Raw genomic sequence first — 11516 nt, 5'->3', positions numbered from 1 at the left:
GCCTCTTGGAAAAGGAAAGGAGATGTGGGCTCTGTACCAGACGAATGTTGCAGTTGTGCGATCGCCGGAAGGGCGCGTTGAGGCACGTCGGGCAGGCATTCACTTAGTCGGCACGGCGAGGTGCCGCTGAAGGGCGCAAACAGGGAATTTGTGGGGTACGAAAGTGCCAGGAGGCCAGGTGTGGCGGGGCTTTCACGTGGGGACTCTGTAGGAGCGAGCTTGCTCGCGAAGAATGTGCTCGGATTGTTCGCGAGCAAGCTCGCTCCTACAAGTTCAACGGTGAGTCAGGCCAGGTGCAGGTGGTTGTCCCAGAAGCTGGCCGGCAGTTGCAGCGGCGTGGCGCTGAACTGTTCGCCACGGCAGTCGTACAGGCGGCAGCGGCCCTGGCCGGAGGTGACGACGAAGCCGTCCTTCACTGCGCCAACGCCGGCGCAGTCCGGCAGGGGCGCGTCAAGGCGCACGGCGCCGCTGTCCAGGTCCCAGATGAAGAAGCGGTTGCCGCGTGGCGCGGTCAGGGCCACCAGGCGCAGTTCGTCATGGATGGCGACGCTGGCGGTGTACTGGACCATCGCCAGGCGTTGCTCGTCCTCCAGCGGGAAGGGCTGGAAGGGCTGGCCGGGACGCTTGATGGCGAGCAGGTCGGCGTGGTCGGTGGCATCACCCATGTATTGCTGGCCGGCGACGATGGTGCCGTCGGCGCCGATGGCCAGGTGACGGATGCTGTTCATCTGTTGCGGCAGGGTTTCCTTCGACAGCAGGCTGCCGTCGCGGCGCATCAGCACCAGGCTTGGCTCCATGGCATCGAGGTTCATCTCCACCCGGCTTTCCGCTTCGGTGCGGATGCCGCCGTTGGCCACCACCAGGGTTTCGCCGTCGGGCATCCAGGACACCTGGTGCGGGCCCAGGCCGTGGGTGGAAAGCTCGCCGTCGTGAATCAGCTGGCCGCCTTCGAAGCGATAGCGGCCGAGCATGCCCCGGCCCGGATCGGTGGTGTCGTTCTCGGTGGCGTAGAGCCATTCGCCGCCGCGATGCCAGACGCCATGGCCGTAGAAGTGGCGATCCTTCTGCGAAACCAGCGTCTGCAACAGGCTGCCGTCGCGCAGGTCCACCAGGTAGCTCTCGGTACCCGGACGGCGGGCGACGAAGAGCGCTACCGGCTCGCTGGGGTGTTCGACGATGTCATGGCAGCGCTGGGCGACGCGGGTGGCGAACACCTGCGTGCCGTCCAGGCGGTAGCCGACCGCGTAATGGTGACCGTCGGCGTCGTCGCGGGCGGAGAGCAGCAGGGGCGAATCGCCCTTGCGGCTCAGGGTCCAGCCGCCCAGGCCGACGGCACCGAGCAGCAGGCTGGCGAGGGTGAGTACCTGGCGGCGGAGCATCTCAGTCACCGTCGTTGGCGTTGAAGCCGAGCTGTACGCCCAGGGCCTTGGCCAGTTCGCCGGAGTGCAGGCGCTGGACGCGATCCAGGCTGTCGTAGAAGTCGTTGACCTGCTTGCGGCCTTCTTCGCTGGCCAGCAGCTCGCCCAGGGGCTGCTTGAGGGCGTCGAGCTTGCCGCGGGCCTCGCTGTAACCGGCGTCGATCTTCTCCGCCAGGGCCTTCTGGTCGTCGCCCAGCAGGCTGCGGATGCCGTGCTTGTCGACGCCCAGCCAGAGGGACTCGGCGCTCGCCAGGGCGGCGGAGATGTTGGAAAGAGAGGTTTCGCTGCGCCAGGCTTCGGCCTGCATCGGCTGGGGCAGGCCCTTGGTCTGGCGGCCCAGCGGGGTGCCGAGCTTTTTCTTCAGGGTATCCAGGGCGGTGACCTGGACGCGCAGCAACTCGGAGATGGCTTCGTGGGAGTCGGCGTAGCGCTGGTTGGGGAACTTGCTCAGCTGGTCGAGCATGCCGTCCTTGCTGTTCCAGCGTGCAAGGATTTCCTCGGCGAGGGTCTTCTGGCGTTCACCGATGGCCTGCAGCAGCGGGCAGTAGCGCTCCTTCTGGGCGTTGTCGGCCATGTCCAGGTTGCTGTCGAAGAGGATGTACTCGTAAGCGGACAGGCCCTGCACGACCACACTGGCCTTGGCCAGGGCGGTGGCGTCGATGCTCGGCTGCGCCTTGACCAGTTGCTCTACCTGACGACCGACCAGGTTCTTCTTGTCCGGCCAGAACTGCACCTGCCACGCGCGGTTGCCTTCGGCCAGCGGGCCTACCATCAGCGGCTGCAATTCGGCCCAGGCTTTCTGTGCAACCAGGAAGTCGGCACGTGCCTTGGCCAGGTCTTCCTTGCCGGAGCAGAAGGCGAGGGCGCTGGCGGCGAGCTGGCGGTCTGCTTCGACCCAACGGCTGTAGGTGGGCAGAATCACTTCCTTGGCCAGGGCGGCCGCGGTCTGCGCCTGCTGGTCCTGCGGGGCGCAGGCGCCGAGGGCCAGTGCGGCGAGGCTGGTGAACAGCAGTTTGGGGCGGAACATGCGTGGCTCCTTATAGGGAATTCAGGAAAGCCAGCAGCGCGGCACGCTGCTCGGCGTTGTAATTCAGGACCTTCTGCTTCGCCGCTTCGGCTTCACCGCCGTGCCAGAGAATGGCTTCCAGCAGGTTGCGCGCACGGCCATCGTGCAGGAACTGGGTGTGTCCGCTCACCGCTTCGGTCAGGCCGATGCCCCACAGCGGCGGGGTGCGCCAGTCGCGGCCGCCGGCCTGGAACTCGGCGCGGCCATCGGCCAGGCCTTCACCCATGTCGTGGAGCAGCAGGTCGCTGTAGGGACGGATCACCTGGTTGGCCAGCTCGGGTTCGGCGGCACTGGCCGCGGTGGTGAAACTCGGGGTGTGGCAGGACTGACAACCGGCCTGATGGAACAGGCCCTTGCCATCCAGCACCTGTGCGGCGCCCACCTCGCGCCGGGCCGGCACGGCCAGGTTGCGGGTGTAGAACAGCACGAGGGACAGGATGTTGTCGCTGACTTCCGGCTCGCCACCATTTACCGCAGCCTTGCAAGCGGTCTGCGCCGCCGTGCAGTCATCCTTCGGCAGGGAAGTGGTGGTCAGGCCCATATCACCAGAGAAGGCGTGAAAATTCTGTTGGTTCAGGTTCGGCTGTCCGGCCTTCCAGCCGAAGCGGCCGAGCACCGTCTTGCCGGCTACGTCGTCCCAGACCTGGTTGGCGCGACCGCGGATACCGTCGCCATCGCGGTCGTCCGGATCGGCATTGGCGAGGATCGCGGATTCCGGAATCGCCTCCAGCAGGCCGAGGCCGATCATCGGCGGGGCGACCCGTGCGGAGAACAGGGTGTCAGGGTGCATCGGGCCGTAGCCGAGTCGGGTGATTTCCAGGCGCGGCTTGCGCAGCTCGACCGTGGTGCCGTCGGCGAAGGTCACCGGCACGCTGTCGTAGCTGACCCGCACCTTGCCCTCGGGCTCGACACCGGGAATCGAAACGTCCTGCAACTGGCCGCCGTACACCGGCTCCGGCACCACGCCCAGGCGTTCCAGCTGCTGCGCGTGGGTGGCCGAGGCATCGGCGGGGATCGACAGGCGCACCAGCATGGACACCGCATTGTTCGCACCCGGAGCCGGAGGATGACCACGGCCGTCCTTCACGTGGCAGTTCTGGCAGGCGTTGGTGTTGAACAGGGGGCCCAGGCCGTCGCGCGCCGTGGTGGTGGCGGGGGCGATCACCCAGGGGTTGCGGAAAAAGCTGTTGCCCACGCTGAAATCCAGCCGGCGCGAAGGCGTCAGGTTGGCCGAGGGCATGGAGAAGGCGTTGTGGTCGAACTGGCGCACCGTCGCGGCGCCGCCGGAGAGCTGTTCGCCGGGCTCGGCCTGGGTAAACCGCGGAGCGTCGTCACAGGCACTGAGACTGAGGGCCAGCAGCAGGGGCGACAGGCGGCGAAGGGCCGGTGGAGCGAGCATTGGCGGGGTCCGGTCGGCGAGAAACAGGCGGGCAAGCTTATCAGGACTGGGGGCTCTGAATAAGAGGGATTTGCGTTTGGCAACGTATCTGCCGGGGAGAGTTCGACTGAATGTTGTAGGGGCGATTTCAATCGCCAAGCAGGACATCGTCCTGCCCTTGAAGCCCATTGGGGGCGGCTTCGCCGCCCTTGGCGAATGAATTCGCCCCTACAAGGAAAAAACCGGATCCGCGGAAACAAAAAAGCGGATGCGGCACTGGGCCGCATCCGCTTCTTGCTTGCTAACGCGTCGATCAGAACTGGTGATCGGCGTTGTCCGGCTTCAGGTCGGTGATGCCGAGCTTGCCGGCGGCTTCTTCGATGGCTCCGGTCTGCTTGACCAGGGAGGCGATGGCGTCACGCACCAGTTGCTGGCCGGCGGTGTTGTCGGCGGCGATCAGCTGGTCGAAGTGCACGCCCTTGTTGGCGCTGTCCACCAGGGCTTGCAGCTTGCCTTCGGTGGCTTCCAGGTCGGCCTTCACGGTGGTGTCGGTCTGGGCGTCGACCTTGGCGACCAGGGAGGACAGGCTCGGGCCGGTCAGGGTGGTGCCGTCGACCTTCTTGTACTCGCCCAGGTAGACGTTGCGGATGCCCTTGCCGTTGTAGAAGTGCGAGTTGTGGGTGTTATCGCTGAAGCAGTCGTGCTCGTCTTCGGTGGAATTGGCTTCCAGGGCGACCTTCATGCGTTCGCCGGCCAGTTCGCCGAGGGACAGGCTGCCCATGCCGAAGAGCATCTTGCGCAGGCCGGACTCGGCCGGTTCGGCTTCCAGCTTGGCGCGGTAGTTGTCGGCAACGCCCGCTTTCCACTGGCCGACCATGTATTCCAGGTCGGAAACCAGCAGGTCGGTGGCGGCCTTCAGGTACGCGCGACGACGCTCGGTATTGCCGCCGGTGGCGCCTTTGCCGACCACGTAGTCGGTGGCGGGACGGTTGCCGGCGCCCGGGCCGGTGCCGTTCAGGTCCTGGCCCCAGAGGAGGAATTCGATGGCGTGGTAGCCGGTGGCGACGTTGGCTTCGGAACCGCCCAGCTCGTTCAGGCTGGCCAGCTTCTCACCGGTGATCTCGGTGACGTCGATCTTGTCTTCGCCAACCTGGATGGTGGTGTTGGCGATGATGTTGGCGGTGGCGCCGGGGTTGCCCAGGGCGTGCTGGTAGTCAGTGGCGACGTAGTCGATCAGGCCTTCGTCCAGCGGCCAGGCGTTCAGCTGGCCTTCCCAGTCGTCGACCACCGGGTTGCCGAAGCGGAACACTTCGGTCTGCATGTAGGGCACGCGGGCGGCCAGCCAGGCTTCGCGGGCGGCTTTCAGGGTGTCGGCATCGGGCTTGGCGAGGAAGGCGTCAACGGCCTTCTGCAGGTTCACACCGGTGGTGTGGGCGTCGGTGAATACGGCCAGGGCGAGGTCGGCGTAGTGGGCAACGACCTTCTTGGCTTCGGCCTCGTCGACCTTGGCGGTTGCAGCCGGGGCTGCGGCAGTGCTGGCGGCGGCCGGGGCGGCGGCTTGCGGTGCTGCAGCTTCTTTCTTGTCTTCACCGCAACCGGCGAGGGCGATAGCGATGGCGAGCAGGCTGGCGGTTGCCAGGGGCTTACGAATCATGGGCGAGGTCCTTTGCTTCTGGGTGATGGCAATGTGAAGTTGCGCAAATGAAAACCGCAACATAATGCGAAAGATTTTCATTTTTGGAAAGGCTGTTGTCGGGCGTTTTGCAACAGCTGAGTACGGGGTCTCCGCATCCTTGGCCAAACGCCATTAGAATCGCTGCAGCCCCCATGACCCGCAGCCTGAAGGAGAAGCCTGCATGAGTCTGACCAGCGTCGCCCTGATCGTGGTCCTGCTACTTGTCGCCGCCTATGCGGTGATCCTCTACAACGCGCTGGTGCGTCTCAAGCACGGTGTCGGCAAGGCCTGGTCGAACATCGAGGTGCTGCTCAAGCAGCGCCATGACGAGCTGCCCAAGCTGGTGGAGACCTGCAAGCAGTACATGCAGCACGAGCGCACCACCCTGGAGCGGGTGATCGCCGCGCGCAATGCGGTGGCCAGCGCCCGCGAGAAGGGCGATATCGGTGCCCTTGGCCAGGCCGAAAGCGGCCTGCGCGCCGGCCTCGGGCAACTCTTCGCCCTGGCGGAGAACTACCCGCAGTTGAAGGCCAGCGAAAGCTTCCAGTTCCTCCAGCAGCGCATCAGTGGCCTGGAGAACGGCATCGCCGACCGCCGCGAGCTGTACAACGAGGCAGTGAACCTCAATAACGTGCGCATTGAGCAGTTTCCGGATGTGATCATCGCCGGCCTGTTCGGCTTCAAGGCCGCCGAATTGCTGGAGTTCAGCGAGGCCGAAAAGGCCGACGTCGACCTCAAGAGCCTGTTCGGCTGACATGGCGGTGGATGTCGCCGGGCTGGCCATCAGCCTGGGGTTCAGCCTTGGTGCTTTCGCCGGCGGCGGCTGGTGGTGCCTGCGCCGCCTGTCGCAGGCGCGAATGCTGCTGGATACCCCGACTTCGAAGATCCGCTCCGCCGCCCAGGGCTACGTGGAGCTGTACGGCGTCCTGCACGAGCAGGGGGACGGCCAGCTCAGCGCACCGCTGACGGGCAAGCCTTGCCTGTGGTGGCGTTATCGGATCGAGGAATACAGCGAGAGCGGCAAGAGCAAGACCTGGCGGGTGGTGGACAGCGGTGTCAGCGATGCCTGGCTGCGCCTGGCCGATGCCACCGGCGAATGCCTGATCGATCCACGCGGCGCCGAAGTGCGTCCTTCCTCCCGCGAGGTCTGGAAGGGGACTTCACGTCATCCGCGTGGGCTGGTCAGGAGCGGGCTGGGCTCGTGGATCGGTAGCGGCGAATACCGCTACACCGAAGAACGCCTGCACGCCGGGGAGCCGCTCTATGCCATTGGTGACTTCCACACCAGCGGTGGAGGCCGTCAGGGGCTGGATCTGAACGCCGCCCAGGGCGCTGTGATTCGCGAGTGGAAGGGCGACTTCACCGGCCTGCTGACGCGCTTCGACAGCAATGGCGATGGGCAGCTGGACGAGGCGGAATGGGGCCGCGTGCGGCTGGCCGCACAGCTGGAGGCCGAAGACCGGCATCGCCGTACCAGTGCGGCGCCAGCGATGAACCACATGCGCCGTCCCAAGGAATCCCAGCCCTTCCTGCTCTCCAGTCATGGCGAAGACGTGCTGGCGCGGCAGTTCCGCTGGCAGGCGCTGTTCGGCGCGGTGTTTTGCGTGGCCGGGGCGGTGGCGACGATCTATGTGCTGAGAGTGACTGGGCTGTAGGAGCGAGGGGGACGCCGAGTTCTTGCTCGCGAACCGGCGGGGCGGAATCTTCTTTTCGCGAGCAAGCTCGCTCCTACAGGAAACCCGCTCGCCCTTCAGGGAGAGGGTTGGCGCTCAGAGCGTCGCCGGGTTGGAGGCGGCGTTGGTCAGGCGCCGGGCCTGCTTGAGGTAGAGGGTGAGTTCGCGGGCGGGCAGGGGCTTGCTATAGAGGTAGCCCTGACCCTCGTTGCAGCCCTGGGCGATGATGTAGGCCTCCTGCTCGGCGGTTTCCACACCTTCTGCAATCACCTGCATACCCAGGTTGCGCGCCAACTGGATGATGGCGCGGACGATGGTGGCGTCGTCCTCGTCTTCCAGCACGTCCTGCACGAAGCTCTTGTCGATCTTGATCTTGTCCAGCGGCAGGCTCTTCAGATAGCTCAGCGACGAATAGCCGGTACCGAAGTCGTCGATCGCGATCAGCGCGCCGGAGCGGCGCAGGCTGAGCAGGTGCTGGGCGGCGGTGGAAATGTCTTCCATCAGGCCCGTTTCGGTGACTTCCATCTCCAGACTGCGTTGCGGGAGGCGGTAGACCTGCAGCAGGTTGTTCACCACCCGCGGCAGTTCCGCATGGTGCAGCTGCACGGTGGACAGGTTGATGGCCATGCGCAGTTCGCTGAAGCCCTGGTCGTGCCATTCGCGCAGTTGGCGGCAGGCCTGGTCCAGCACCCATTCGCCGATGGGGATGATCGAGCCGTTCTGCTCGGCCAGGGGGATGAACAGGTCCGGCGGCACGAAACCGTGCTGCGGATGCTGCCAGCGCAGCAGCGCTTCGACGCCCACGACGCGGTGGTCGCGGTAGTCCACCTGGGGTTGGTAGACCAGGTGCATCTCGCCACGGTTGAGGGCTTCGCGCAGGTCCTTTTCCAGTTCGCGGCGGCGGCGCATCTCGCTGTCGACGCTGGCGATGTAGAACTGGTAGCGGTTGCGCGAGCGGCTCTTGGCCAGGGTCATGGTCTGCTCGGCTTTCTGCAGCAGCTTCTCGGTGCTGTCGCCATCCTCGGGGAAGAGCGTGATGCCGATGGTGGCGCGCAGGCGTACTTCCTGCTGCTCCAGGGAGAAAGGCACTTCGAGATCGTCCAGCACGCTCTGGGCCAATTCGGCGGCCTCGTACGGCTGCTCGATATCGGCCTGGACCAGGGCGAACTGGTCGCCACCCAGGCGCGCCAGGGCGCCGAGACGGCCGCTGTGGCCGCGCAGGCGGTCGGCCAGGGCGATCAGCAGTTGGTCGCCGGTCTGGTAGCTGAACTGTTCGTTGACGCCCTTGAAGTCATCCAGGCCCACGCAGAGTACGGCCACGCGCCGCTGCAGGCGGCCGGCGTCTTCGAGGATCTGGTCGAGCTGCTGCTGCAGTTGCTGGCGGTTGGGCAGGCCAGTGAGGAAGTCGTACTGGGCCATGCGCAGCAGGCTGTTCTCGGCTTCGCGGCGCAGGTGGGTGTTGCGTTCGATGGAGGCCAGCAGGTCGTTGGCGGTATTTATCCACAGGCCCAGTTCGTTCTTCTCGTTGCCCTTGAGCATGGGCAGCTTGTGTTCGCTGGGGCGGTCGGGATTGATGCTGGAGAGGTGTTCGATGATCTTCGACAGCGGCTTGGTCAGCAGCCAGTGGTACACGAGGTAGAGCACCAGGCCCATGGCCAGGGCGCGCAGTACGCCGGAGATGAAGATGATGACGGAGCTGGTGACGAAGTCTTCGCCGTAGGGGGCGGTATCGAGGGTGATGCTGAGGTCGCCGTAGTACTCGCTGTAGGGGCTGCGGCCGACCAGTTGGGTGGTGAAGGTCTGTTCCTTGCCGAGGATGGGGTCGGTCAGCCAGCGGGTCGGCAGCTCCATCAGCGGCCGGTCCTTCTCCGCCAGCATGGGTTCGTTGGGGTGGCCGATGGAGGCGTGGCGGACCGATTCGTGCTGGAACAGACCCTCGATCACCTGCATGCCCATCTCGCGATCCAGGCTGTAGACCGCCTGGGTCGAAGGATCGCGGAACATGCCGAGGATCCGGTTGGCGTCATTGGAGACCGCCTGCCGTGTCTTGTAGACATCGAACACGATCTGCGCGCAGCTCAGCACCACACCAACAACCAGTGCGGACAGCAGCACCACGCGCAGCAGCTTGAGTGACAAGCTGTGTTTGAGATCCAGCTTCAAATGAAAATTCCTTGTTCGATGCCGCCAGGCGTCAGACGGGTGTGAGTATTGGCAAACAGGCCCTGGCCGTCAAAGGGCCAGTACGCGAATGCCACTATTCAATACGCCGACCCACTGACGCGGTCGCCGCATTCAATTCCCCCTCGTCTTTATGTCGGTGCGAACAGGTCCGAGCTTGAGGGGGTGTCCGACAATTTTTCCCTTGTACCGCAACAAGACGACGAATAACGCACAAAAATGAAGAAACCCGGCGAATGGCCGGGTTTCTCTTACCGCTGGAGCGGGTCTCAGGCAGCGTAGTTCTTGGCTACGAAGTCCCAGTTGACCAGGTTCCAGAAGGCCTCTACGTACTTCGGACGCAGGTTGCGGTAGTCGATGTAGTAGGCGTGTTCCCATACGTCGCAGGTCAGCAGCGGGGTGTCGCCGCTGGTCAGCGGGCAGCCGGCGCCGATGGTGCTGGCCAGGGCCAGGGAACCGTCAGCCTTTTTCACCAGCCAGCCCCAGCCGGAACCGAAGGTGCCGATGGAGGTCTTGCTGAACTCTTCCTTGAACTTGTCGAAGGAACCGAAAGCGGCGTTGATGGCGTCAGCCAGGGCGCCGGTGGGCTGACCACCGCCGTTCGGGCTCAGGCAGTTCCAGTAGAAGGTGTGGTTCCAGATCTGGGCTGCGTTGTTGAAGATGCCGCCGGAAGAGGTCTTGATGATGTCTTCCAGGCTCTTGCCTTCGTACTCGGTGCCCGGAACCAGGTTGTTCAGGTTTACCACGTAGGCGTTGTGGTGCTTGCCGTGGTGGAATTCCAGGGTCTCGGCGGACAGGTGCGGCTCGAGGGCGTTTTTCTCGTAGGGCAGCGGCGGCAATTCGAAAGCCATGTCTATCTCCTTCATCAGGTCGGGATTTTTGCGCAAGGCGCGGGGCCGTTCACGGTCGGCCGAGAATGCGGCTGCGAGTTCGTACTCATTCTTGCCGCGAAGTCCGGATCATAGCACCGGGCATAGGGCTTAACCACGCAGCAAGTGTGTGGTTAAGCCATGGCCGGCGGCTCTGGCACGCCTATCCCATCTGGACCTTCCAGGCTCAGATACCGTTCACCAATTGTGCGGCCATGCCGAACATCATCAGTGCCACTGCCAGGTCGAGCAGGCGCCAGGTGGCAGGCCGCGCCAGCCAGGGGGCGAGCCAGGCGGCGCCGAGGGCCAGGGCGAAGAACCACACCAGCGAGGCACTGGCCGCGCCCAGGGCGTAGGCGCCGGGCGCCGTTTGCTGCGCACCGAGGGAGCCGATCAGCAGCACGGTGTCGAGGTAGACGTGGGGGTTGAGCAGGGTTACCGCCAAGGCTGCCAGCAGCACGGCGCGGCGCGAGCGAGGGCCGGTTTCGCTGGACTGGTCGAGGATGCCGGGCTTCAGCGCGCGACGCAGCGCCTGTATGCCGTACCAGAGCAGGAAGGCCACGCCACCCCAGCGGGCGATCGCCAGTAGCACGGGGTTCTGCGCCAGCAGGGTGGCCAGGCCGAAGACGCCGGCACTGACCAGCAAGGCATCACAGAGCACGCAGAGGGCGGCCACGGGCAGATGGTGCTCGCGACGCAGGCTCTGGGCGAGGACAAAGGCGTTCTGGGCGCCGATGGCGATGATCAGGCCGGCCGCGACGAGTATTCCGTTCAGATAGCTCTGCCACATGTTGCTCACTCCGCCTGGGCGTTGGCCGCCAGGGCCCGCAGGGTGGAAAGGGCGCGTTCGGCGTCGGCACTGGCGACGAACAGGTGATCGTGGAAATAGCCCGCCACCACGTTGCAGCTGATACCGGCCTGCGCCAGGGCACCGGCGAAGGACGCGGTCAGGCCCACGGCACTCAGGGAGGAATGCACTTCGAGGGTGATCCAGGCGGCGCTGTAGTCGTAGGAGAGATTCAGTCGATCGGCTTCGCTGCGTTCCAGGATCACGGTCAGTCCTTCGCGCTCGCGGAAGCTGCCCAGCGGCACGCTGCCTTGCAGGCTGGCAGCGTCGTCCAGGGTGCAGAACACGAACTGGCCGGGGTTCAGTTGCGGCGACATGTTGCGGATCAGGGTGGAGAGAGCGGTTTCGCCGGCCATGGTGCGTCCTTCGATAAGGCAGTTGGGATGTGGCGAGTCTGGGGCGCGGCAAT

Annotated in this window: 10 protein-coding genes; 2 read left to right on the top strand and 8 right to left on the bottom strand. The window is 65.2% G+C overall.

Annotation, left to right across the window (positions count from 1 at the left end; genetic code table 11):
• Window positions 1-284 precede the first annotated feature (284 nt).
• From E8E91_RS00350 to E8E91_RS00335, 4 genes are all read right to left on the bottom strand, one after another.
• Window positions 285-1379, bottom strand: a complete 1095-nt coding sequence (locus tag E8E91_RS00350) for a DUF1513 domain-containing protein (protein WP_280374091.1) — start codon at window positions 1377-1379, stop codon at window positions 285-287.
• Between the two features lies 1 nt (window position 1380).
• On the bottom strand, window positions 1381-2445 hold the full coding sequence (locus tag E8E91_RS00345; RefSeq protein ID WP_280374089.1) for an imelysin family protein: 1065 nt from the start codon (window positions 2443-2445) through the stop codon (window positions 1381-1383).
• 10 nt (window positions 2446-2455) lie between these two features.
• Window positions 2456-3883, bottom strand: a complete 1428-nt coding sequence (locus tag E8E91_RS00340) for a di-heme oxidoredictase family protein (protein WP_280374088.1) — start codon at window positions 3881-3883, stop codon at window positions 2456-2458.
• A gap of 292 nt (window positions 3884-4175) precedes the next feature.
• Entirely contained in the window at window positions 4176-5516 is a 1341-nt protein-coding gene (locus E8E91_RS00335) for an imelysin family protein (RefSeq protein ID WP_280374086.1), read from the bottom strand.
• Between the two features lie 202 nt (window positions 5517-5718).
• Between E8E91_RS00335 and E8E91_RS00330 the strand changes: the two genes are divergently transcribed.
• The gene (locus E8E91_RS00330) at window positions 5719-6291 is read left to right on the top strand and encodes a LemA family protein (RefSeq protein ID WP_280374084.1); all 573 of its coding nucleotides are present in this window, start codon (window positions 5719-5721) and stop codon (window positions 6289-6291) included.
• A gap of 1 nt (window position 6292) precedes the next feature.
• Window positions 6293-7192: a GIDE domain-containing protein gene (locus tag E8E91_RS00325; RefSeq protein ID WP_280374083.1), complete on the top strand. Its 900-nt coding sequence runs from the start codon at window positions 6293-6295 to the stop codon at window positions 7190-7192.
• A gap of 114 nt (window positions 7193-7306) precedes the next feature.
• Here the strand turns inward: E8E91_RS00325 and E8E91_RS00320 are convergent, their stop codons facing one another.
• The 4 genes from E8E91_RS00320 to E8E91_RS00305 all read right to left on the bottom strand — a co-directional run bounded on the left by E8E91_RS00320 (window position 7307) and on the right by E8E91_RS00305 (window position 11463).
• Entirely contained in the window at window positions 7307-9373 is a 2067-nt protein-coding gene (locus E8E91_RS00320) for a GGDEF domain-containing phosphodiesterase (protein ID WP_280374081.1), read from the bottom strand.
• 287 nt (window positions 9374-9660) lie between these two features.
• The gene (locus E8E91_RS00315; RefSeq protein ID WP_190830849.1) at window positions 9661-10242 is read right to left on the bottom strand and encodes a Fe-Mn family superoxide dismutase; all 582 of its coding nucleotides are present in this window, start codon (window positions 10240-10242) and stop codon (window positions 9661-9663) included.
• A 205-nt stretch (window positions 10243-10447) separates the two neighbouring features.
• Window positions 10448-11050: a LysE/ArgO family amino acid transporter gene (locus E8E91_RS00310; protein ID WP_280374080.1), complete on the bottom strand. Its 603-nt coding sequence runs from the start codon at window positions 11048-11050 to the stop codon at window positions 10448-10450.
• Window positions 11051-11055: 5 nt separating this feature from the next.
• Window positions 11056-11463, bottom strand: a complete 408-nt coding sequence (locus tag E8E91_RS00305) for an ACT domain-containing protein (protein ID WP_280374078.1) — start codon at window positions 11461-11463, stop codon at window positions 11056-11058.
• Window positions 11464-11516 lie beyond the last annotated feature (53 nt).

The sequence above is a fragment of the Pseudomonas sp. BN515 genome, from assembly GCF_029873155.1.
Taxonomy (GTDB): domain Bacteria; phylum Pseudomonadota; class Gammaproteobacteria; order Pseudomonadales; family Pseudomonadaceae; genus Metapseudomonas.
The sequence above is the reverse complement of the archived record's forward strand: the minus strand, read 5'-3'. Positions and strand labels throughout refer to the sequence as shown.

Bases quoted from the DNA above. Each gene is read 5' to 3' on its own strand.
- E8E91_RS00350 (WP_280374091.1), bottom strand. From the start codon at position 1,379: ATGCTCCGCCGCCAGGTACTCACCCTCGCCAGCCTGCTGCTCGGTGCC.
- E8E91_RS00340 (WP_280374088.1), bottom strand. From the start codon at position 3,883: ATGCTCGCTCCACCGGCCCTTCGCCGCCTGTCGCCCCTGCTGCTGGCC.
- E8E91_RS00345 (WP_280374089.1), bottom strand. From the start codon at position 2,445: ATGTTCCGCCCCAAACTGCTGTTCACCAGCCTCGCCGCACTGGCCCTC.
- E8E91_RS00330 (WP_280374084.1), top strand. From the start codon at position 5,719: ATGAGTCTGACCAGCGTCGCCCTGATCGTGGTCCTGCTACTTGTCGCC.
- E8E91_RS00315 (WP_190830849.1), bottom strand. From the start codon at position 10,242: ATGGCTTTCGAATTGCCGCCGCTGCCCTACGAGAAAAACGCCCTCGAG.
- E8E91_RS00305 (WP_280374078.1), bottom strand. From the start codon at position 11,463: ATGGCCGGCGAAACCGCTCTCTCCACCCTGATCCGCAACATGTCGCCG.
- E8E91_RS00335 (WP_280374086.1), bottom strand. From the start codon at position 5,516: ATGATTCGTAAGCCCCTGGCAACCGCCAGCCTGCTCGCCATCGCTATC.
- E8E91_RS00310 (WP_280374080.1), bottom strand. From the start codon at position 11,050: ATGTGGCAGAGCTATCTGAACGGAATACTCGTCGCGGCCGGCCTGATC.
- E8E91_RS00325 (WP_280374083.1), top strand. From the start codon at position 6,293: ATGGCGGTGGATGTCGCCGGGCTGGCCATCAGCCTGGGGTTCAGCCTT.